The following is a 20,696-nucleotide window of genomic DNA, read 5'->3' as shown; positions in this document are numbered from 1 at the left end:
CATGCCCGACAACCTCCAGTCCGGCACCTTGCCCGTGCGCGTATCGCGCAAGACCGTAGAGGCGGCCGATATCGTTTCCTGCGAATTCGTGGCGCCGAATGGCGAATGCTTGCCCCCCTTCTCCGCGGGATCGCACATCGACGTCCATTTGCCCAACGGCCGCGTACGCCAGTACTCGCTGTGCAATTCGCCGTCCGAGCGGCACCGCTACCAGATCTGCGTGCAACGGGTCGCATCCGGCGCGGGCGGATCCATCGCCATGCACGATCTGGTGGGCGAGGGAGACCGGCTGACCATCAGCCCGCCACGGAATCATTTCCCGCTGGCGAGTCCGAGCGGCCGCAGCATACTGCTGGCGGGCGGGATCGGCATCACTCCCATCATCAGCATGGCCGAACACCTGCACAGCGGCGGTAGCGATTTCGAACTGGTTTACTGCGTCCGCTCTCGAGCGCAAACGGCATTCTATGAACGGCTGCGGCGCGCGCCCTTCGCGGACAAGGTTTGCTTCTACACCGGAGACAGCGGCGATGCGCGGCTATCGCGATTGGACCTGGACGCATTTTTTTCGAAGCGCCCGCGAGAGAGTCATGTCTACATTTGCGGTTCGCCACGATTCGTCGATGCCGCCTTGAACGCCTCGCGCGGCGCCGGATGGGACGCCGCGGCCCTCCATCACGAGTGCTTCGGTCCGCTGTCGTCCGCTCAGGATGAGCGGGCGTTTGAGGTGCAGATCGCCGGCACCGGAAAAATCATCGCCGTTCCCTCCGGAAAATCCATTTCCCAAGCGCTGGCGGAAAGTGGCCTGCAAGTGCCGACGTCATGCGGGCAAGGTATCTGCGGCACCTGCCTGACCGGGGTACTGGAAGGAAAGGTGGATCATCGCGATTACGTGCTGTCCGAGGAAGAACGGGCGCGCCATGACCAGATGGCCCTATGCTGTTCAAGGGCCCATTCCGCGCGGCTCGTGCTGGATCTGTGATGCCGCGCGGCGCCCAGTCCTCCCGGGCGATTCCCGCCGAAAATCCTTGAGACAGGATCGTCGGGCTAGGACGCGCCGGCCGCCGCCAGCAGATGCTCGTCATCGACGACCGTCGGCCGTTGCTGGGCATTGAACCCTTCCGTGAATATCGCGTCCGGCTTCGCCCCCAGCCGCAAGGCCGCGTCGACGCTTGCCGTAACGAAGGCGGGACTGCCTGCCGCGAATACGGTGTGCTTCGACAGGTCCGCCAGCACGCCGGGCAGCACCTCGCCGACGCGGCCCGAAAGACAGCCGTCGCGCGCTTCCCGGGTCAGCGTGACCCGGTAATCGAATTTCCGGTGCTTGGTGCGCCACCACGCCAATAGCCCCAGTCCGTACACGTCCGCATGCGTGCGCGCCGAGACCACCAGCATGACCGGCTGCCGGAATCCGCGGCGCATGGCGGCTTCGGTCAGGGCAAGGATCGGAGCCAGCCCGGTTCCCGCGGCCAGGCAGAGTATGGGAGAGTCCACGGCGGGATCCCCGATGAACGTGCCGTACGGCCCCGAGAGCTTGATGCTGTCGCCCGGCATCAGCGTTTCATGCACCCATGAGCTGGTGGCGCCGCCGTCCAGCCGGGCGACCTGCAAGACCAGTTCGCCGTCGGGACGCGGGGCGTTCGAGATCGAATACGCCCGCGGCGCAATTCCGGCGCCGGGATCCCCGAGCATCACATACTGGCCGGGCCAATAGCGCAGGGGCTTGCCCAACGGCCGCAAGCGCAACTCCACGACGCGCGGCGTCAGTTGCCGCTTGTCCGTCACGACGAACAACACGTTTTCGCGAGGCGGGAAAAGCTTGGGCCGCGCATCGGCCGTTCCCCATTCGATCTCGAGGCTGTCCGCCAGCGGCTTGGCCATGCACATCAGGCCATAGCCCTGGGCGCGCTCCTCGGCGGTCAGCGCCATGTCGAGCACGGTGCCCTGGTCGAAGGCGCCGGCAAGCACCTTCACCTTGCATTCGCCGCAAGCGCCGGCCCGGCAGTTGTTCGGTAATGCGTATCCCGCCCGCTCCAACGCGGTAAGCACCGTGTCGCCGGGCGAGCACTCCACCGTCCTGCCGGACGGCTGTATCGTAATGATTGCCATGTCTTTCGGCCGCTCCCTGTGCGGCCGGCGCGTCGCGGTATCCGCGCGCCGGCCGCCACGCCATATGGTCAGAACACGGGAATGATGTCTTCCAGGTCCACGTCCGACACTTCCTGGCCCGTTATGCCGACCTCGGGAATGGCGGGGAACGGAATGTTGTACCGGTCCAGGACGCTTTTCAGATTGATCATCGCGTTGCGCCAGTTCTCCAGCTTGGCTTCGTAGCTGGGGATGCCGAAGCCCGCGGCGCGGGCCACCTCCTCCGCCTCCCGCTGGTTCGCGATGAAATCGGCGGGAAGGTCCCAGAACTCCATCGGCGGCTCGAACAGCACGGCGGACAGGAACAGGTAGCCGGCGCGGATCTGCTTGGTCACCACGGCCTTGATGTCGTCTTTGAGGCCGGGGTAGTCGCGCTCCATGACGGCCATGCAAATGGCCATGTGGCGGCCCTCGTCCCGCCCGATGTTCTTGAAGCCTTCCTTGAACACGGCTTCGCGGGAGTTTTCGTACATCTGCTTGAAGATCGTCGCGGCCGCGATTTCGCCCATCAGGAAAGAACTGAACAGCACGGCGAGATCGTATTTCGGCACGGCCTTCTTGTAGCCGGTCCAGTAGCGGGAACCGTTGAAGTACAGCCACTGCGCGTTCTTCTGCAGCCGCTTGCCCAATTCGGTCTTGGGCGTGTACGTCAGGGGGTCGGAATGGCCCAGCAGGCGCGTGATCGCCAGGCCGCACATGATCTCGTGATTCTGCTCGTCGCGCGTGACGGAGAAGAAGCATTTGCGGACGACGTCTTCTTCGTGCACCTCGTAGGTCTTGATCAGGGCCTCCGCGAACACGGGCGGCGCCGAGGCGTCGAACACGGACAACAGCGTCCACCAATACGCGATCGACTCGCGCTCTTCCCAGGTATAGCTTTCGAGATCCAGGGTGTCCCAGGGCAGCTTCTCCGGGTCCCAGTTCTCCCGCAAGGATGCCTCCCAGACTTCCTGCAGCTTCTTGGTCTTACAGACCCAGGACAACGGATATACGTTGGGCTGCTCTATCGGGGGCGGCAATTCCTGCGTGGCTGCATAACGTTGCTTTTCCATGTCTACTCTCCTCCTTGATCGTGCTTGGCACAGTTCAATCGCATAGCGTCGCGACCGGATTAAGTGATACTAAATTTATTAGAAATATGATTTTTCTGTATCATTTTCTCTGGTGGAGAGTATGGAACCAGAGCCTTGGCGGTGTCCATCAACGCAAAGCCGAAACCTTGATATAGATCAACCCGAGGCCGCCAACGCGTCCGATGCCAAGGACTCGAATCGAGGCGGCGAGCGCGCCTGCGCATATCTCTCTCGGGGCCGCTGGCATTTCGCGGAAAATTGGGTATACTTCCGCCTCGCTTGCCGCAAGCCGATACCGATCGCAGAGATCGCGGACGGGCCGAGGCACAGCATTGCGGGAGTAGCTCAGTTGGTAGAGCGCAACCTTGCCAAGGTTGAGGTCGCGAGTTCGAGACTCGTCTCCCGCTCCAATAAAACCTCCATGAAAGTTCACAGAGGGCCATGGAGTGCAGAAAATGGGAGCTTCGGCTCCTTTTTTTTGGAGCGCCCGCAGGACGTCCACGGATGTCCACGCAGCCAGTGTTTTCAAGGCCCTTCTTGAGGCCCGAATTCGCTCCGCGCTGCCGTTACCTCGCCACAGGACAACGCGCTAACGCAGCATGCGCTCGAACGCGTACCTGCATGTCGCTTGTATTTGCTGCGGGGATAGATTGCGATCGGCGGGGATGCGCGCGGCTTCGCGAACCAGATCATTGACCTCGGCGAATGTTTGCACGCTGAGTCTTCGCACATCGTCGGCCAGATTTCCGAGTTCTAGCGCGACACGCGCATGCCAGTGCGCATTGAATTCATCCAGCAACGCGCCGAAAAGCTCGACGGTGTCATAGAGGTACAGAACGTCCTGGGCTCTTTTGTTTGCCGGTCGATATTGTTGGATCAGGAATTTCTGGACCATGAAACACAGGGGGTTGACCACCTGGACGTCCATTCGCTCCGGCAGAAGAACGCCGTCATCGTGCCCAAGGCTGATCACCCAAGGATCGACGAGAAGAATGTCCAGGTGTCGGATCTTCTGAGCTGAAATACCGGCCTTCGCCATAGTCGCATCAGGCACGCCCCCTCGCTTATAGCCGCTTCCTACCAGAGGCGTGAGGAATTCGGCGTAGAAGCCCCCAGCCTCGTCGCCAAGCGTATAGTGCGCCGCGGGAGGCCGGTGGTCACCGCTCAACTCTTCTTGGAATCCATGCTGCATCAGCGCTTGCTTGATGTCGCCTTCCATGGGCTCCGTGTTGGCAAATGCGAGGTCCGTATCGCGAGTGAACACGGGTTGGTAATCCGGCTGATTTGCCCTTCGATCCAGCCGGTGGAGGCGATGCCCCCACCCTCCAATGAAAATCAACTGCCGGCGCCAGGGAGCCAGCGCCTGCACCAATCGCGCGAAAGCTTCCAGATCGTTCATCGGCCTCAGCCCCCGACAATCGGCAAAAGAAATTTCTTATAGATCAGCGCGGCTTGTTCAGCACCCCGCGCCGGATGGTGCATGACGTCCAGCCATACCTGGATGACGTCAGACACCATTACCCCGTTTCGATCGATAGCCCCCCTGAACGTCGACTGCGGAAAAGCGGCTTGCCGCAAGATCAGGTCTGGCTGCTCGGTGGGATGAGCGATCAGCTCCGGCCAGTCCGGAGAACCCGGCCGGGGCAGCTTGTGGACATAGACATACGGCGGCACGCCACTGACGTGCCCGATATCCAGTTCATCGGCGGCGGCAAAAAGCCCCAGACAAGCGTCTTCCGTATGTCCGCCCAATAGGCCTTGGATTTGCGGAAGGACAGGCATCCGTAGAAGAAAGCGGCATGGCATCTCCGGACATGAGCGCATCGTGGCAGCGCTCCACCGGCGAAACAGCGCTTCGCGACGGACGAGTTTCAGGTAGGGGGACGAATCGCTCAGATACCCTTCGCTGCGCAACTGCTGCAGAAATCGGGATGCGCTCATGGCGGACACCCGCGCTGCTTCGGCCAGTTCGGAGCCGTTGCGAAACTTCTTGCGCGGGGCATTCAACAAGCCTTCGGGCAGTTCCCTCGCCAAGAGGAGCTTCAGCATCCACTGGTTGAGATCCGAGAACAGATTGATGCGCTGGGGTGGATGCGTGGCGGCAGTGCGCCTGGGTTCCTCTGGCAATCGGCTCAGCTCTTGGAACGCCGCGCCGCAGAAATACTGCCCACCACGTCTCGCGATGAGGCCGACGGATACATCCTTTGCGAATCTCTGGGCAAATGCGTTCACATGCCTGGCCAAAGACGGGGACACGTCCGGCACGCAGACGATCGCGAGGGGAAGGGCATCGCCAAACTGTTCGGCTGCGGCCCGGGCTTGAAGGATCGCCATCGAGAGCAGCGGTATCACACGATCGGCGCGGCTTTCGGAGAGCGCTTTAATCTCGACAATGAATCGTCGCGTTCCACGCTGGAGGATCAAGTCCGCGCCGTTCGGGCCGCGAGGTAGCATCTCGACGGCCCAATCGTTGGCTCGAAAGAAATCGGCTACGTGCTGCTCGGCAGACATTGCGCGTTTGTTGGGAGATGGTGGGGTGGCCATGGTGGAACGGATTTAACATGGCCATTTTAATTAACACGGCCATGTTGTCAACCTTGGCCATGTTACTCGGATTCCGGCTGGCCGCAGGCGTCGCGATCGCGACGCCTGCGCACCCGCCTGCCACCGGTCTAGAAACGCATGGCCAGCTTGAGCTGGCCGGACTGCTGCCGGTTGCCGCCACCGAACTGCGCGTCGTAGGCGACGCCGGCCGTCGTGTTGCGCGTGATGGCCATTTCGGCGCCTAGCCCGAGCACGGCGGCATCGCGCGCGATCGGAACGCCCGTCACCGAGAACGTGCTGCCGCCTTCGAAAGCCAGTTCCTGCCTCGGCTTCACATCGCCCATGGCGTGGCGCCAGCCCAGCGTTGCGGTCAGGCGGCCCGGCGCTCGGTCGGAACCGAACAGCCACGCGCCGCGCAGTCCCAGCGTGGTGCTCGTCACATCGTCGGAACTTCCCGCCCCGTGCAGGGCGGCCGTACCGCCCGTTTCGTCGAAGTCGCGGGTGCGCAACTGGTTCCACGCCACGCCGGCGTAGGGTTCAATGCTGTAGGCATCGCCCAGCGGCAGGTGGTAGCCGAGTTCGGTGAACACTTGCGTCGACGAGGCGTGATAGGACGACTCGAGCCGCTGGGCCAGGCTCCCGGCCGCCACATCGCGTTTCGTGTCGATATCGTGCCAGGTGTAGGCCGCGCCGGCCATGAAGCGGACATGGCCGGGGCCGGCGGGGAAATTCCGTCCGCCGAACAACGTCGCCGTATAGCTGTCGACATTGGTGCGCGACGCGGTATCGGCGATCGAGCTGTGGCTGCCGATGTAGCCCAGCGCGCCGCCCAATCGCCAGCCGCCGCCCACCGCGCCATCGCCGCCGACGAAGAGCCCGCCGGACGATTGGCTCACGCTCGACGCGTTGCCGTCGCTCCCGAACGTGCTCCAGTTGCCGAATACTTGCGCCCAGACCGGAGATGCGCCGCTTTGCGGCAGGGCATCGGACGACGGCGAACCCAATTGGGCCGTGGGCCGTCCGGCGAGCGCCGGCGCGTCGAGGTTGCCGCGCAAATGGGCCAGCGGCAGCGTGCGCACGGTGTCCCCCATGCTCTGCAACACACTGGGGGTGCTTGCGTACGCTTCGCCGGAAAGCATCTTCAAGGCCGAGCGCGCCTGGTCCGGCGTCATGGAGAGGACCGCCGTCGCCACCTGGCTGGCGCCGGTAGCCATACCCGGCGCACTGCCGTTCCCGGCCGCCGACAATCCGTTTCCGATCGAAGACGATTCGCTCCCGGTCAAAGACGATTCGCTTCCAGCCGGAGACGATCCGCTTCCCGTCGAAGGCGACCCGCTTCCCATCAAGGGAGGCGCTTCGTTGTCCAACGCGCCGCCCACGCTGCTCTCGTTGCCCGTGCCGCCAACGCTGCCGATCGGCACGTCGTTGCGCGTGAGGGTCATGAACGCATTGTTCGTGTCGTAGCTGAGCGTGGGCGTCAGGAAGGCATACGCGCTCGTGGCGCCGGTGAACCGGCCCTGTATGCCGCCGTCCGCCGTCAGGATGTTGTAGGTCGTCTGCGGCGCATAGTTGCCGTTGGGGCCCACGTGCGCCACGGTGCCGTCGAGGTAGGCGACACCGGTGACGTGGATGCGGTCGCTGGCGCTGCTGGCCGGATCGGCATGCACGCGGTAGATGGTGTTCTGACCGAAGGTCAGGTTGCCATTGACGGTGAGCGTGCCCATGGGCGAGCCATCGTTGCCGGGAGAGATGACCGCGGTGGGATAGAGATTGGTGCTGCCGACCTGGCCTACGCCCGCCAGCACGACTTCGCGGCCGATATCCATGGGGCCGTTCAGCTTGCCGTCGATCTCCAGCGCGCCGTCGGCGATCAGGATGGGGCCGGTGAGGCCGCTGCTGTCGGCGGTCAGGATCACCGATCCCGGGCCGGTCTTGACGAAGCCCTGCGTGCCTTGCAGCGGGTTGTCGATGGTGTCGACGAACTGGCCGGAAGCATAGGTGCCATCGCCCACCACGATCGCGGGCGGGTTGCCGCCGCTGCCGACCAGGGTGATGGGAGCGCCTTGCAGGCGATACCGATCGGTGGCGAACTGGATGCCCGACACGCGCACCGGGCCGGCGCCGCCATCGACGGTCACGGTGCCGGCCGCGCCGGTGAAAATGGCGTATCCGCCATCGGGCAAGGCCCCCGCGGCATTGCTCGGACTATTCCAGTTCGTGCTGGCGGCGCTCCAGGTGCCATTGCCGCCCCCGGCCCGGGTGGCGGACGCCGCGCCGTTGCCGTTCCACAAGTTGGTCGTGCTTGGCCCCAGGATGAGGTTGATCTGCTTGTCGCCGGTCAACGACTGGATGGTCGCCGCGGGCAGCGAGTCGCCGGTGACCGTGCCCAGCGACAGGCCGTTGCCGCTCAACATGCCGCCGTAGGACAGGATCCGGTAGTAGCCGGCATTGACGCCCAGGGTATTCACCGAAACATTCAGCGTCGTGTTATTGAGGGCGACGTTGCCGCCGACGGTAATGTTGTCGCCGGTGCCCGGTTGCGTAATGGGCAGCCCCGCGTAGCCGGTCTCGAAATCGAACACTGCATTGTTCATCGACAGGTTGCCCCTGACGACGAGATTGCCGTTGGAAACGCCGGTCGGCGTGCCGACGGAATAACCGGGCGCGACACGCGAATTGCCCGTCACGTTGAGATCGCCGTTGATCGAGCCGAACCCCGCGATGGTGGAATTCGATGCCGCGTTGACGTTCCCGTTGATGGTGACGCCCGCTCCGCCACCGTTGCCGCCGATCACCATCGTGCCGCCGTTGACGTCGACTCCGCCGGGGAAGCCGGCCGAGCCGTCGAACACCTGCGTATTGCCTGACGTAACGGTCAGGTCAGCGGCCGTGACGCCACTGCCGTAGGACGCGCTGAGCGCGAGCGTCGCCGTCAGCCACTTCTTCGTGCCATATATCAATGTGGATCCTCCCTGTCTCGGCTAATCCTCTGACGCTCAGGCATTACTGGATTGTTATAAAAGTATTACCGCGTAACAAACCAATCTATATGAACGTAATGAGTCTTCGCGAAAAAAAGGACGCAATTTATACCGATTTTTTCGCATTACCAAGAATTAATGGATAGATACCATCCAGATTATTTAAATAGCGTTAATGGATACCATCCCGATTATCCAGAAAGCACGCATGGATACCGTCCATATTATTCAAATACGAAAAAATTCATACAATTCATATTGTTAAGAAAACACGGACGGATACATCCAAGTTATTGAAATACCTTTTATATCGGCGTAGTCCGGCCCTTTTTCCATGACGTTTACCGTGCATCCGTGAAACAAATGGGCATAAATACCGCCCAAGACATGGAGCGCACATTGCGGAACGATCCAAGGCGGTTTTGGCGGAACGGGAATTCAGTCCGGGACTTGGTCCTATAAACGGCGGGTTCTTCAGTGAATTACGAAGGGAGTCGGCGCCCAGCCTTTCCCGCTGCGGATCGAGCAGCCCCTCTATGCGCGGACGGATTCCCCCGGACGACGGCCGCGCACCCTTGAGCAAGACCAAGCCGGACCCCGGCCGCAGGCTAGGGACAACCCTGTATATACAAGTATAGATATGCCATCTACATTCGACGCGCAATGCACTGGCGATACTTGGTGGACATACGGGAGAGCCCAATGAATGTACGGATAGCCATGAACCCTGGAAGGCGCTTGCTCTGTGGATTGATTGCGGCCAGCTCCGTCATCGGCCTCGCAATCGCGGCGGAAGCGCCTCTGCGCATTGTGGTCGGCTTTCCGCCAGGCGGCGCGCTGGACATTCTTGCCCGCGTCATCGGACAGCGCCTGACGGAGACGCTGGGCCGCCCCGTCGTGGTGGAAAACCAGCCTGGCGCAGGCAGCCTGATCGCAGCGCAGGCGGTAGCGCGGGCGCAACCGGACGACTCCACGATTCTGCTGGCGCCGGTGGTCGTGCCGGCCTTTTTCCCTGCCCTTTACCCGAAGATGTCCTTCGATCCCGTCCGCGATCTGACGCCCGTGGCGGAACTGGGCGATTTCAGTCTGGCACTGGTGACCGCGCCCACCGTTCCGGCTGGGGATCTCGTCGAGTTCATCGAGTATGCCAAGGCCAGGCCGGGCACCGTCAACTATGGCTCCATGTCCGCCGGAACCCCGTCGCACTTCCTGGGCGTGATGCTGAACCGCGCGGCGGGGCTGGACATGCTCCACATTCCCTACAAGGGCGCGGCGCCGGTGCTGATCGCGGTACAGAGTGGCGAGATCCAGGCGGCGATCGTTACCTCGGGCGAAGCCGTGGAACTGCACAAACAAGGGCGCATAAGGATACTGGGCGTGACGGGCAAGGAGCGCTCTCCCCTATTGCCGGACGTCGCCACCATGTCGCAGGCCGTGCCGCGCCTGCGCGACATGGAAGATGTGTCGCTGTGGTACGGCTTCTTCGCGCCGAAGGGCACGAATGCAATACAGGCCGAAAGGCTCAACCAGGCCCTGGCCGCGGCGCTGAAGGCACCGGAGGTGCAGCGGCAGATTGCGCAGCAGGACTTGCGCACACGCTATCCGTCGGCCGCCGAATTCGCTGAACGGGTGCGGCTCGACAACGAGGTCTGGGGCGGCATCATTCGCACGACCGGTTTCACCTTGGAGCAATAATGACGCAACACAGCACAGGCACGGAGCTTCCCGTGCGCATCCAGACGCTTGGAACCGGCGGACCGCGCCCAGACCCCGAAAGGGCCGGACCTGCGACGGTGGTGAAGATCGGCGATGAAACCTTGCTGTTCGACGCCGGTCGCGGCGTCGTCGTCCAGATGGTGCGGGCAGGCATCGCGCTGGAGTCCCTGAAGGACGTCTTCATCACCCACCATCATTTCGACCATATCGGCGACGTGTTCGACGTGGCGCTCAGCACCTGGCTGCACGGGCGCCGTCACGCCATTGCATTTCGCGGGCCGCCAGACACCAAGCGCATCATGAACGCCCTGCTGACGCAGGTCTACGACAAGGACATCGAATGGCGTTCGGACGGCGAACCCACCCATGGCGGCTGGTCCGCGATCGAGGCCATCGACGTGGCGCCCGGCCCGATAGCGGAAACGGACCATTGGCGGGTTTTCGCCGAGCCCGTGGTGCACGGACATGGGCTGGCCTTCTCCCAGGCGTTTCTCAAGCGCTGGATTTGCTACGGATACCGGGTGGAGAGCCAGGGGAAAGTCATCGCCATCAGCGGCGACACCGTCGATTGCGCGGGGCTGCGGCGCCTCGCGAAGGGCGCGGACGTACTGGTCCAATGCTGCTACCTGGCGGACGCTGAAATCGACTCCGAGCATTTCCGCAATCTGGCCAAGTACACACTGGCCTGCGGCGACACCGTGGGCAAGATCGCCGCCGCCTGCAACGTCGGCACCCTGGTGCTGACCCATCACCGCCCCCGCGGCGACATGGCCATGATCGAACGGCTGCGCGAGGAGGTGGCGCGCGACTTTCCTGGGCGCCTGATCATTGCCAACGACCTGGACGAGGTCGCGCTGTGAAACGCCTCGGCCACGCAAGGCGCAACCGGGCAGGACAGGGCAGACGCCGCCCCCATCGCCCGCACATGACCGAGGCGCTGCACATGGGGTAACCTTCTGGTTGCACAAATCAGAGGTGTTGGAAAGAACAATGGGTTTTGAAAAACTTGCCGACCTGCGAGAGCAGCTCCGGGCGCAAGCTCAGCAAGCGGCGCCAGTCCAACCGAAACAGGCAGACCGGGCAAAGAAGCGGGAATCCGCCAAGAAGCGGGAACCCTCCAGGAAGCAGGAACCCGCCAGGACGCGGGAGCCTGTCGACCCGACGGTCGAAGCGATCTGGCGCCTGCAGAAGCAGTTTCCGCTGGCTTTCCCGAAGAATCCCGCGCCCAAGGTGCCTCTCAAGGAAGGCATCCTGGCGGATGCCGCCCAGCATCTCGAAGCGCTTTCCATGACGGAAGAGCAGCTCAAGCAGGCGATTGCCGCCTGGTGCAAGGGAAGCCGCTACTGGGCCTGCCTGACGGAAGACGCTCCCCGCGTCGACCTGCAAGGGCAGCCCGTCGGCAAGGTGACCGCGCAACAGGCAGCCTATGCGCGCCGCCAGGCCAGCCGCCGGCCCGGCGGCAAGCCCCGCCCCGCCAAGAAGCCCGCCGCCCCGCAAGCCGCCGCCGCGCCGTCCGTTGAAGCGCAGCCCGCCGTAGAGCAAACCGCGGCAACGCAGGCCGCCGAAACGCCCTGACCCTGGGCGCCGGAAGGACCCTGGCGCCCGCGCGATTGCGCGGGCGCTTTTTTCTTTCCGCGATTTTCGCCCGCACTGCACAAGTCAAAAATTCTGTGTATAATCGCTGTCTTTGGTGGACACGGCCTTCTGAAAGAAACTTCAGGAATCGCACCAAATGATGCATGCAATGCATACGCGGGAGTAGCTCAGTTGGTAGAGCGCAACCTTGCCAAGGTTGAGGTCGCGAGTTCGAGACTCGTCTCCCGCTCCAAATACAAAAAGGAAGCAACGGCCAACACCGCGCTTCCTTTTTTCTTGAAGTGCTGGCGCAATGGCAGAGTGGTTATGCAGCGGATTGCAAATCCGTGTACGTCGGTTCGATTCCGGCTTGCGCCTCCAGCAACTTCCTCCGCATCCCGTTCCCCCTCCCCACGCTTCGCCAATCGAATGATTGCCATCGCGACGCCGTTTTCAATCGGCGACGATCCCGGCGCATCATTCCGATCCCTCGACCCCGCGAGCACAAAGGGGGATACTGGGACGGCGCCCGCCATCACCCCGCCTCCCATCGTCATTCGTTCCTGAACATGGATCAATCCGTGAAAGACGCCCTTGCCCGCTGGCCCGACGTGCCGGCGGTCTATGGCTGGCTGTCCCTGGACGCCAGGGGCCGCTGGCGCCTGCATCCGCAGGGCCAGTCCGCGCAGGGCGGCCCGGGCGAATCGATCACCAACAGCCAGATCCTGGAATTCATCAACCGCAACTACGAACACGACGAGGCGGGCCGCTGGTATTTCCAGAACGGCCCCCAGCGCGTGTTCCTGCGCCTGGACGCGGCTCCCTACACGCTGCGGCTGAATGACGACAATAGCGGCCTGCTCACCCACACCAACGCCGCGGTCGCGGCGGTCGATTCGTGGCGGCTGGACGATGCCGGCCGACTGTACGCGATGACGCCGATGGGCGCCGGCATCGTGCTGGACCGCGATCTGCCGCCGCTGCTCGAAAAGCTGGTTCTGGATAACGGCGCGCCGCTGCTGGACGCACTGGCCGGCCTGGCGCCCGGCGACACGATCCGGGTCGCGTTCCCCGGCGCCTATCCGGCGGCGCCCCTATCGCCGATCGCGCAAGAGGACATCGCGCGGGACCTGGGCTTCGACCCCGACCCCAGGCCGCAGCCCGCCTAGATTCAGAACATGCCGTTGGAATTGGCGGACTGTTCGGGTATGGGCTGCACTGCATCCCAATGCTCGACGATCTTGCCCTGTTCCAGGCGGAAGATGTCGATGATGGCGCTGCCGCGCGAGCCGGGCTCGCGCACCGCGTGCACATGCAGGATCACGTAGTCGCCATCGGTGAAGACGCGCTTGATCTCGCTGTGCGACTTGGGAAACTTGTCGCGCAGAAAGGCGATGAACTTGCGGAAGCCCTCGGGCCCGTCCGCCGCGTTCGGGTTGTGCTGCACGTAACGGTCGCCCACATACTTCAGGGCGGCGTCCGCATCCTTCTGGTTCAGCCCTTTCTCGTAGAAGGCCAGCACGGCCGCCTTGTTGGCGGCCTCCTGCCCGGCGGAGGCATGGACGGCGGGCGACACGGCAAGGGCCAGCAGCGCCGCGCCCGCGGCGCGCTTGAGGAATGGCATGGACAAGAACATGGGAACTCCCGTTGCGGTGGATAGTCGGGTGCGCGGCGCTCAGCGGCGGCTCTTGACCAGCGCGAACTTGCCGTCGCCCAGCAGGGCCAACGCCGCGGCCGCCACGGTCAGGAAGATCGGGTATTCCCAGCCGCCGCCCGGATTGCCGAAGCCCCAGCCGTTGCCGAAGTGCACGGTGGACGCCACGAACAACTGCACGACCGCGATGGCGGCGACCCAGCGCGGCACGATCCCCAGGATCAGCATCGCGCCCGCGCCGATTTCGAAGAAGGTGACCGGATAGGCCAGCCAGCCGGCAAAGCCGATCTTGGCGAAGAACTGGGCGGTGCCGGGCAGCGTGAACACCAGCAGTTTGGTCAGGCCGTGGGCCAGGAACATGACGCCGAGCGCCACGCGCAGCAACAGCGCGGCATAGGGCGCGGTACGGGTATCAACCATTGCACTCTCCTAGAGCGGTTGTGGAATCGCCCAGGATGGGAAGATTCTTCAGGAACGCTATTCTTGCGATTCCAAAAACAAAGATAAACATGCAGAATTGCAAATTATTGTTCCCCGATAGGAAACAATCTTGGATACGCACACCGCCATGCAGACCTATGCCAAGGTCGTGGAGCTGGGCTCGTTCGCGGCGGCGGCCGACAAAATGGGCCAGGCCCGCTCCGTGGTCACGCGCCAGATCGCCTACCTGGAACAGAAATACGGCGTGCGCCTGCTGAACCGCACCACCCGCAAGCTGAGCATGACCGACGCCGGCCGGGCCTTCTATGAACGGGTGCGCCCCATCCTCGCCGAAGTGGCGGACCTGGAGCTGTCGCTGCAGGCCGAAGGCCAGCGGCCCAGCGGCCGCCTGCGCGTGAGCGCGCCGGTGTCGTTCGGCATCCTGCATCTGGGCCCCGCCATCGCCGAATACCTGCAGCGCTACCCCGACGTGGTCATCGACCTGGACCTCAACGATCGGGTGGTCGATCTGGTGGAAGACGGCTTCGACGTGGCGGTGCGCATCAGCCCGCTGCTCGATTCCTCGCTGGTCGCGCGGCCGCTGGCGCCCCAGCAATTGCTGGTTTGCGCCGCCCCGTCCTATCTGGCGCGCCATGGCGCGCCCCGCACGCCGGAAGACCTCAAGCAGCATCGCTGCCTGCACTACGCCTATGCCAGCACAGGCAACGAATGGCATTTCGAGAAAGACGGGGTGACGCACCTGGTGCGCGTGAACGCCGCGTTGCGCGCCAATAACGGCGACGTCCTGCGCACGGCCTCGCTGGCCGGGCACGGCATCATCCTGCAGCCCGAGTTCCTGGTGGGCGAAGATATCCGAGCCGGGCGGCTGGTCACCCTGCTGGCCGACTACGCGCACACCCCGATCTCCATGTACGCCATTTATCCCCACCGGCGCTTCCTGTCGCCCAAGGTGCGGTCCTTCGTCGAACACCTCGAGGACCGTTTCGGCGCTCCGTCCCCGGCCGTGCCGGGCCGGCGCGCCAGTCCCCGCCGCAGCCGTTAGAATCGTACCCATGACCGCAAAATCGCCCATCGAATATTTCCCCGCGCCCCGCCGTTCGCGTTTCTGCAGCCAATGCGGCTCGCCCATCAACCGCCGGGTTCCCGAGGGCGACAACCGCGAACGCGACATCTGCGACCACTGCGGCGCCATCCATTACCAGAACCCGCGGCTGGTGGTCGGCACGGTGCCGGTCTGGGAAAACCGCGTCCTGCTCTGCCGGCGCGCGATCGAACCGCGCTACAACACCTGGACGCTGCCCGCCGGCTTCATGGAACTGGGCGAAAGCACCGCGCAAGGCGCGGCCCGCGAAACGCTGGAGGAAGCCGGCGCGCATATCCAGCTCGGCGAGCTCTACACCATGATCGATCTGCCCCAGATCGACCAGGTCCATGTCTTCTACCTGGCCCAGGCGGTGTCCCCGGACCTGGACCCGGGCCCCGAAAGCCTCGAAGCGCGCTATTACGAAGAATCCGAAATCCCCTGGGACGACCTGGCCTTCCGCACCGTGGCGACGACGCTGCGCCACTATTTCGAAGACCGCAAGCTCGGCGTGTTCGGCCCCCATCACTACACCCTAGAATCGCACCGTTGAAGCTTCCCTGGCTTGCCGTCGACACGCCCTTCCCGCCAGCCGAGTTCGCGCTGACGGATCCCGACGGCCTGCTGGCGGCGGGCGCGGACCTGTCGATCCCGCGGCTGATCCAGGCGTATTCCAACGGCATTTTCCCGTGGTATTCCGAAGGCGAGCCCATCCTGTGGTGGAGCCCCGATCCCCGCATGGTGCTGGCGGTGGAGGACTTCGCGCCTTCGCATTCCCTGCGCAAGCTGCTGCGGCAGATCGCCGGCCAGGAGCTTTCCGCCGCGCCGCGCGTGCAGGTGCGCGTGGACACCGCCTTTGCGCAGGTCATGGCCGGATGCGCCGCGCCGCGCGACGGCCAGCCGGGCACCTGGATCACCGGCGCCATGCAGCAGGCCTATCGCGCCTGGCACGAATCCGGCTACGTGCACAGCATCGAAACGTGGATCGACGGCGAACTGGCCGGCGGCCTCTACGGGATCAGCCTCGGCCGGATGTTCTTCGGCGAATCCATGTTCACCCGCGCGCCCAACGCCTCCAAGGTGGCGCTGGCCTACCTGGTGCGCTACCTGGCCGCGCAGGGCGTGGAGCGCATCGACTGCCAGCAGCAGACGCGCCACCTGGCAAGCCTGGGCGCCCGCCCCATCTCCCGCGCCGCTTTCCTGCGGCACGTCCGCGGCGCCGCGGCGCTACCCCCCGTCCCCTGGGCGCGCGGCACGCTGGACAGCGCCGGGCGCCTGCATCCCGAGACCGCGTCCGGCGCCGGGTTAGGCGTTAATATGTAGCCATCCCGTCACGGACCTGCCGCCGTCCTCCGGGATCGCCCATGAGCCAGCTCAAAGAACTTCCCTTCTCCACCCTACAGTTCTACGCCACCGCTCCCTACCCTTGCAGCTACCTGCCGGGTCGCCAGGCACGGTCGCAGGTGGCCGCGCCCGGCCACCTGATCAACGCGGGCACGTATTCCCAGTTGGTGGAGCAAGGCTTCCGCCGCAGCGGGCTCTTCACCTACCGCCCCCATTGCGACAACTGCCACGCCTGTATCCCGGTGCGCGTGGACGCGGCGGGCTTCGCGCCCAACCGCAGCCAGCGGCGCGCCTGGCGGACGCACCAGGACCTGCAATCCTTCGTGGCGGAACTGGCGTGGTCGCCCGAGCACTACCGGCTCTACACGCGCTACCAGCAAGGCCGACATCCGGGCGGCGGCATGGACGAGGACAGCCGCACCCAATATGCGCAATTCCTGCTTACCAGCCGGGTCAACACCCGGCTCGTGGAATTCCGCAGCCCCGAAGGCGTCCTGGTCATGGTGTCCATCATCGACGTGCTGGACGACGGCCTGTCCTCGGTCTACACCTTCTACGACCCCGACGTCCCCGGCAGCCTGGGCACCTACAGCATTTTGTGGCAGGTCGAACAGTGCCGAACGCTCAACCTGCCCTGGCTGTATCTGGGCTACTGGATCGCCGACAGCCGCAAGATGTCCTATAAGTCGAGCTTCCACCCCGCCCAGTTCCTGGTCGACGGCGCCTGGCGCGACCAGCCGGAGCCGCCCGCCGCCTGATCCCGGCCTCCGCGGGACCGCCGGCCGCGCCCGCCGGGCGCAAGGCCGCCGAAATTCGCTCTACAATTCCGCCCCATGTCTATCCTCTTCCACGCCTATCCCCTGGCCCGCCCGGCGCTGTTCGCCATGGACGCGGAAACCGCCCACGAAGTCACTTTGGCGGGGCTGCAGCGCGCCTATGAATGCGGCGCCACGCGCAAGCTGCTGCACGCGCAGCCCAAGGCGCCTTGCACGCTGATGGGGATGCAGATGGCCAACCCGATCGGGCTGGCCGCGGGGCTGGACAAGAACGGCGCCTATATCGACGCGCTGGGCAACCTGGGCTTCGGCTTTATCGAAGTGGGCACGGTCACTCCGCGCGCGCAGCCCGGCAATCCGAAGCCGCGCATGTTCCGGCTGCCGCGCGCCAACGCGCTCATCAACCGGCTGGGCTTCAACAACCAGGGACTGGACGCCTTCCTGGCCAACGTGCAGCGCAGCGCCTGGCGCACCCAGGGCGGGATACTCGGGCTGAACATCGGCAAGAACGCGGACACGCCGATCGAACGCGCCGCGGACGACTACCTGATCGGGCTGGAAGGCGTGTACCCGCAAGCCGATTACGTGACGGTGAACATCTCGTCGCCCAACACCAAGAACCTACGCGCGCTGCAGGGCGGCGACGAACTGTCCGCGCTGCTGGCGCAGCTCGCGGACAAGCGCCGCGCCCTGGAAGACCGGCACCAGCGCCGCGTGCCGATGGCGGTGAAGATCGCCCCGGACCTCACGCGAGAACAGATCGACGCGATCGCCGACACGCTGCCGCGCCACGGCATCGACGGCGTCATCGCCACCAACACCACGTTGTCGCGCGACGCCGTCGCGGGCCAGGCGCATGCCGACGAGGCGGGCGGCCTGTCCGGCGCGCCGGTGCATGAATTGTCGCTGGCGGTGATCCGCCGGCTGAAGGAACAGTTGGGCAGCAGCCTGGCCATCATCGGCGTGGGCGGCGTGCTGTCGGGCAAGCAGGCCCGCGAGAAGATGGAAGCCGGCGCCGACGCGGTCCAGCTCTATACCGGGCTGATCTACCGCGGCCCCGCGCTGGTGGGCGAATGCGTGCGGGCGGTCGCCGGGTGAGTATGCGTTCGAGTGTCTGACACCCGTACGGGATGGCCTATAAGCTGTAGCGATGTTCCGCGGGTGTCTGACACCGGCCGTCAAACTCAGTCGGTGTCAGACACCCGGGAAGAGATGCTTTGGATCCAAGGCCATCCCGTACGGGTGTCAGACACTGAGGCAGAAGCCCGCTGAAAACAGGCAAAAAAAGGGGCCACCCGTCGGGTGGCCCTAATTCCAGCTCTGCTCTGTCACTCAACAGTACTACATTACTGCGGTTTGCGCACCATGGCGCGCCAAATACTTAGGCGCTGCGGCGGCTGCGGCTGGCGACCTTGGTCGCGGCGTCGGCGGCGTCCGAAGCGGCCTTGAAAGTCGCGTTGGCGGCGGCATTCAGGTTCGACTCGGCGACTTCGGCGGCCTGCTTGGCGGCCTTGGTCATCGAATCGTAGGCGCTGGTCGCGGTGGCCAGCGACGACTTGATCAGGGCAACGGCGCTTTCGGAACCGGTCGGGGCGTTCTTCGAGAACTGGTCGACGACGTCGCTCAACTGCTGCTGGCTTTCGGCGATCTGTTCTTCGGTCAGCTTGACCAGGTTGCCTTGCACGCCGGCAACGATGTCGTACACATGCTTGGTGTAGGCCATGGCCTTTTCGGCGCCCGGCTGCAGCAGGCCCGACGCGAACACGGCGGCTTCCTGCGCGTCCTTCAGTTCGGTGGCTTGCTGCGATTTCTGGGCGACTTCGTCCAGGGTGGCCTTCACGACCTTCAGGTTCAGTTCGACCAGCTTTTCGAAGCCGGCGAAAACGGCCGATTGGGCGGCCACGAGAGTATTGATGCCGGCCTTTTGACGGTCCAGGACTTGTTGCGGAATGGCGCTCATAGAATGCTCCTCGATGGGTAGCCGGGGGGTTCCGGCGAATAAGGATGGGTGTCTGCGACGAAATAAGTAAACGTGCGCGGAAACTGGTACTACAAGCTACCGCCGGCTCGTTTGATGCACTGCACAATTGACATTCTAGGCTGGGAAAAAAACTTGTCAAGGAGTTTTTGTGCGGCGCAACATATGATTGCACTTTGACGGTGCACGCCGCGCCGGGATTTGACGCCGCACAAATGTTTCATGGTTGGGGAAATACCGGACGTGACGGCGTATCAATTCTTTTCTACACTGCTTTCATGCTGATGACAGATAAAGACAACCGATAAGTCACCCGGCAATAACTAAATCGCAGCAAGCAAAACCCTGCAACTGGAGACTCCATGACCCTCATTCCCCGCACGCTTACGGCCCTGCTCGCGGCAAGCACCATGCTCGCCGCCGGCGCCGCCCAGGCGGACTATCCGGATCGCCCCATCAATATGGTGGTGCCGTTCGCCGCAGGCGGCCCGACGGACAACGTCGCGCGCTCGCTGGCGGAAGCCATGCGGCCGTCTCTGGGCCAGACAGTCGTGGTCGAAAACAAGGGCGGCGCCGGCGGCACGATCGGCACCACCCAGGTGGCGCGCGCGCAGCCCGACGGCTATTCCGTCCTGCTGATGCACGCCGGCTTCTCGACGGCGCCGTCGCTGTACAAGAACCCCGGGTATGACCCCTACAAGAGCTTCGAGCCCATCGGCCTGGTGGTCGACGTGCCGATGACTATCGTCGCGCGCTCGGATTTCCCGCCCAACACCATCCAGGAACTGGCCGAGTACGTCAAACAGAACAAGGACAAGGTGTCCCTGGCCAACGCCGGCATCGGCGCCGCCAGCCACCTGTGCGGCACCATGCTGGTCGAGGCGCTGGGCGTGCAACTGCTGACCATCCCCTACAAGGGCACCGCCCCGGCCATGAACGACCTGCTGGGCAAGCAGGTGGACCTGCTCTGCGACCAGACCACCAACACCACGCAGCAGATCGACAGCGGCAAGGTGAAGGCGTACGCCGTCACCAGCCTCAAGCGCGTCCCCACGCTGCCCAAGCTGCCGACCATGGACGAATCCGGCTACAAGGGCTTCGAAGTGGGTATCTGGCATGGCATGTGGGTGCCGAAGGGCACGCCCAAGCCCGTGGTGGACAAGCTGGTCAAGAGCCTGCAGGCCGGCCTGGCCGACCCCAAGTTCCAGGAACGCATGAAGCAGTTGGGCGCGACCGTGCTCACGGCCGAAGCCAATCCGCAAGCCCTGGAAGCCAAGGTCAAGCAGCAGGTCCCGCAATGGGCCGAGCTGTTCAAGAAGGCCGGCGTCGAGCAGCAATAAAGCCGTTGAATGAATGAAGAAAAGCCCCGCAAGGGGCTTTTTTGT

At 64.1% G+C, this 20,696-nt stretch carries 19 protein-coding genes and 3 tRNA genes; 14 read left to right on the top strand and 8 right to left on the bottom strand.

The annotated features are described in order from the left end of the window. Position 1: 1 nt before the first annotated feature. A complete protein-coding gene (locus tag WHX56_RS10245; protein WP_338881131.1) occupies positions 2-982 on the top strand; it encodes a PDR/VanB family oxidoreductase in 981 nt (326 codons plus the stop codon). Positions 983-1,047: 65 nt separating this feature from the next. Here the strand turns inward: WHX56_RS10245 and WHX56_RS10240 are convergent, their stop codons facing one another. Both WHX56_RS10240 and WHX56_RS10235 read right to left on the bottom strand, forming a co-directional pair. Beyond that, positions 1,048-2,109, bottom strand: coding sequence for a 2Fe-2S iron-sulfur cluster-binding protein (locus WHX56_RS10240; RefSeq protein ID WP_338881129.1), 1,062 nt, complete (start codon positions 2,107-2,109; stop codon positions 1,048-1,050). Between the two features lie 68 nt (positions 2,110-2,177). Then, positions 2,178-3,200, bottom strand: a complete 1,023-nt coding sequence (locus tag WHX56_RS10235; RefSeq protein ID WP_287755365.1) for a hypothetical protein — start codon at positions 3,198-3,200, stop codon at positions 2,178-2,180. Between the two features lie 355 nt (positions 3,201-3,555). Here WHX56_RS10235 and WHX56_RS10230 point away from each other — a divergent pair. Then, positions 3,556-3,631 (top strand) — tRNA-Gly (locus tag WHX56_RS10230). Between the two features lie 179 nt (positions 3,632-3,810). On the opposite strand, the gene WHX56_RS10225 is transcribed toward WHX56_RS10230, so the two are convergent. The 3 genes from WHX56_RS10225 to WHX56_RS10215 form a co-directional block, all read right to left on the bottom strand. Continuing rightward, positions 3,811-4,620: a GSU2403 family nucleotidyltransferase fold protein gene (locus tag WHX56_RS10225; RefSeq protein ID WP_338881128.1), complete on the bottom strand. Its 810-nt coding sequence runs from the start codon at positions 4,618-4,620 to the stop codon at positions 3,811-3,813. 5 nt (positions 4,621-4,625) lie between these two features. Beyond that, on the bottom strand, positions 4,626-5,732 hold the full coding sequence (locus WHX56_RS10220; RefSeq protein ID WP_338881127.1) for a hypothetical protein: 1,107 nt from the start codon (positions 5,730-5,732) through the stop codon (positions 4,626-4,628). A 161-nt stretch (positions 5,733-5,893) separates the two neighbouring features. Further along, positions 5,894-8,725, bottom strand: a complete 2,832-nt coding sequence (locus WHX56_RS10215) for an autotransporter domain-containing protein (protein ID WP_338881126.1) — start codon at positions 8,723-8,725, stop codon at positions 5,894-5,896. Positions 8,726-9,466: 741 nt separating this feature from the next. Between WHX56_RS10215 and WHX56_RS10210 the strand changes: the two genes are divergently transcribed. The 6 genes from WHX56_RS10210 (at position 9,467) to WHX56_RS10185 (ending at position 13,206) form a co-directional block, all read left to right on the top strand. Then, on the top strand, positions 9,467-10,441 hold the full coding sequence (locus tag WHX56_RS10210) for a tripartite tricarboxylate transporter substrate binding protein (RefSeq protein ID WP_338881125.1): 975 nt from the start codon (positions 9,467-9,469) through the stop codon (positions 10,439-10,441). Continuing rightward, the gene (locus WHX56_RS10205) at positions 10,441-11,322 is read left to right on the top strand and encodes an MBL fold metallo-hydrolase (protein WP_287755360.1); all 882 of its coding nucleotides are present in this window, start codon (positions 10,441-10,443) and stop codon (positions 11,320-11,322) included. Before WHX56_RS10210 ends, WHX56_RS10205 begins: the two co-directional genes overlap by 1 nt. A gap of 130 nt (positions 11,323-11,452) precedes the next feature. Then, positions 11,453-12,037 carry a ProQ/FinO family protein gene (locus tag WHX56_RS10200; RefSeq protein ID WP_129239056.1) on the top strand — a complete coding sequence of 195 codons (585 nt, stop codon included), beginning with the start codon at positions 11,453-11,455 and terminating at the stop codon, positions 12,035-12,037. A 177-nt stretch (positions 12,038-12,214) separates the two neighbouring features. Next, positions 12,215-12,290, top strand: a tRNA-Gly gene (locus WHX56_RS10195). A gap of 54 nt (positions 12,291-12,344) precedes the next feature. Further along, positions 12,345-12,418, top strand: a tRNA-Cys gene (locus tag WHX56_RS10190). 188 nt (positions 12,419-12,606) lie between these two features. Continuing rightward, positions 12,607-13,206, top strand: a complete 600-nt coding sequence (locus WHX56_RS10185; RefSeq protein ID WP_338881124.1) for a DUF2946 family protein — start codon at positions 12,607-12,609, stop codon at positions 13,204-13,206. A gap of 2 nt (positions 13,207-13,208) precedes the next feature. On the opposite strand, the gene WHX56_RS10180 is transcribed toward WHX56_RS10185, so the two are convergent. Next, positions 13,209-13,673, bottom strand: coding sequence for a nuclear transport factor 2 family protein (locus WHX56_RS10180; RefSeq protein WP_208742334.1), 465 nt, complete (start codon positions 13,671-13,673; stop codon positions 13,209-13,211). A gap of 39 nt (positions 13,674-13,712) precedes the next feature. Beyond that, complete coding sequence (locus WHX56_RS10175; protein ID WP_129239058.1) at positions 13,713-14,111, bottom strand: DoxX family protein; 399 nt, start codon at positions 14,109-14,111, stop codon at positions 13,713-13,715. Positions 14,112-14,241: 130 nt separating this feature from the next. On the opposite strand from WHX56_RS10175, the gene WHX56_RS10170 reads away from it, so the two are divergent. From WHX56_RS10170 to WHX56_RS10150, 5 genes are all read left to right on the top strand, one after another. After that, the gene (locus WHX56_RS10170) at positions 14,242-15,174 is read left to right on the top strand and encodes a LysR family transcriptional regulator (RefSeq protein ID WP_338881123.1); all 933 of its coding nucleotides are present in this window, start codon (positions 14,242-14,244) and stop codon (positions 15,172-15,174) included. A gap of 10 nt (positions 15,175-15,184) precedes the next feature. After that, entirely contained in the window at positions 15,185-15,766 is a 582-nt protein-coding gene (locus tag WHX56_RS10165) for an NUDIX hydrolase (protein WP_129239059.1), read from the top strand. Next, positions 15,763-16,536 carry a leucyl/phenylalanyl-tRNA--protein transferase gene (gene aat, locus WHX56_RS10160; RefSeq protein WP_338881122.1) on the top strand — a complete coding sequence of 258 codons (774 nt, stop codon included), beginning with the start codon at positions 15,763-15,765 and terminating at the stop codon, positions 16,534-16,536. Before WHX56_RS10165 ends, aat begins: the two co-directional genes overlap by 4 nt. 41 nt (positions 16,537-16,577) lie before the next feature. Further along, a complete protein-coding gene (locus WHX56_RS10155) occupies positions 16,578-17,315 on the top strand; it encodes an arginyltransferase (RefSeq protein WP_338881121.1) in 738 nt (245 codons plus the stop codon). A gap of 75 nt (positions 17,316-17,390) precedes the next feature. Next, positions 17,391-18,431, top strand: a complete 1,041-nt coding sequence (locus tag WHX56_RS10150) for a quinone-dependent dihydroorotate dehydrogenase (RefSeq protein WP_129239062.1) — start codon at positions 17,391-17,393, stop codon at positions 18,429-18,431. A gap of 283 nt (positions 18,432-18,714) precedes the next feature. On the opposite strand, the gene phaP is transcribed toward WHX56_RS10150, so the two are convergent. Further along, positions 18,715-19,293, bottom strand: a complete 579-nt coding sequence (phaP, locus tag WHX56_RS10145) for a TIGR01841 family phasin (RefSeq protein ID WP_129239063.1) — start codon at positions 19,291-19,293, stop codon at positions 18,715-18,717. Positions 19,294-19,673: 380 nt separating this feature from the next. Here phaP and WHX56_RS10140 point away from each other — a divergent pair, with 380 nt between their 5' ends. Further along, positions 19,674-20,651, top strand: a complete 978-nt coding sequence (locus WHX56_RS10140; RefSeq protein WP_129239064.1) for a tripartite tricarboxylate transporter substrate binding protein BugD — start codon at positions 19,674-19,676, stop codon at positions 20,649-20,651. The last annotated feature ends 45 nt before the right edge of the window (positions 20,652-20,696 follow it).

This window comes from Achromobacter veterisilvae (assembly GCF_037619525.1).
Taxonomy (GTDB): Bacteria; Pseudomonadota; Gammaproteobacteria; order Burkholderiales; family Burkholderiaceae_B; genus Achromobacter; species Achromobacter veterisilvae.
This window is presented reverse-complemented; position numbering and strand designations above follow the sequence as displayed.

What these genes read in the sequence shown, in the direction of transcription:
- WHX56_RS10245 (WP_338881131.1), top strand. Translation starts at nt 2, where the DNA reads ATGCCCGACAACCTCCAGTCCGGCACCTTGCCCGTGCGCGTATCGCGC.
- WHX56_RS10240 (WP_338881129.1), bottom strand. Translation starts at nt 2,109, where the DNA reads ATGGCAATCATTACGATACAGCCGTCCGGCAGGACGGTGGAGTGCTCG.
- WHX56_RS10235 (WP_287755365.1), bottom strand. Translation starts at nt 3,200, where the DNA reads ATGGAAAAGCAACGTTATGCAGCCACGCAGGAATTGCCGCCCCCGATA.
- WHX56_RS10225 (WP_338881128.1), bottom strand. Translation starts at nt 4,620, where the DNA reads ATGAACGATCTGGAAGCTTTCGCGCGATTGGTGCAGGCGCTGGCTCCC.
- WHX56_RS10220 (WP_338881127.1), bottom strand. Translation starts at nt 5,732, where the DNA reads ATGTCTGCCGAGCAGCACGTAGCCGATTTCTTTCGAGCCAACGATTGG.
- WHX56_RS10210 (WP_338881125.1), top strand. Translation starts at nt 9,467, where the DNA reads ATGAACCCTGGAAGGCGCTTGCTCTGTGGATTGATTGCGGCCAGCTCC.
- WHX56_RS10205 (WP_287755360.1), top strand. Translation starts at nt 10,441, where the DNA reads ATGACGCAACACAGCACAGGCACGGAGCTTCCCGTGCGCATCCAGACG.
- WHX56_RS10200 (WP_129239056.1), top strand. Translation starts at nt 11,453, where the DNA reads ATGGGTTTTGAAAAACTTGCCGACCTGCGAGAGCAGCTCCGGGCGCAA.
- WHX56_RS10185 (WP_338881124.1), top strand. Translation starts at nt 12,607, where the DNA reads ATGGATCAATCCGTGAAAGACGCCCTTGCCCGCTGGCCCGACGTGCCG.
- WHX56_RS10180 (WP_208742334.1), bottom strand. Translation starts at nt 13,673, where the DNA reads ATGTTCTTGTCCATGCCATTCCTCAAGCGCGCCGCGGGCGCGGCGCTG.
- WHX56_RS10175 (WP_129239058.1), bottom strand. Translation starts at nt 14,111, where the DNA reads ATGGTTGATACCCGTACCGCGCCCTATGCCGCGCTGTTGCTGCGCGTG.
- WHX56_RS10165 (WP_129239059.1), top strand. Translation starts at nt 15,185, where the DNA reads ATGACCGCAAAATCGCCCATCGAATATTTCCCCGCGCCCCGCCGTTCG.
- WHX56_RS10155 (WP_338881121.1), top strand. Translation starts at nt 16,578, where the DNA reads ATGAGCCAGCTCAAAGAACTTCCCTTCTCCACCCTACAGTTCTACGCC.
- WHX56_RS10150 (WP_129239062.1), top strand. Translation starts at nt 17,391, where the DNA reads ATGTCTATCCTCTTCCACGCCTATCCCCTGGCCCGCCCGGCGCTGTTC.
- phaP (WP_129239063.1), bottom strand. Translation starts at nt 19,293, where the DNA reads ATGAGCGCCATTCCGCAACAAGTCCTGGACCGTCAAAAGGCCGGCATC.
- WHX56_RS10140 (WP_129239064.1), top strand. Translation starts at nt 19,674, where the DNA reads ATGACCCTCATTCCCCGCACGCTTACGGCCCTGCTCGCGGCAAGCACC.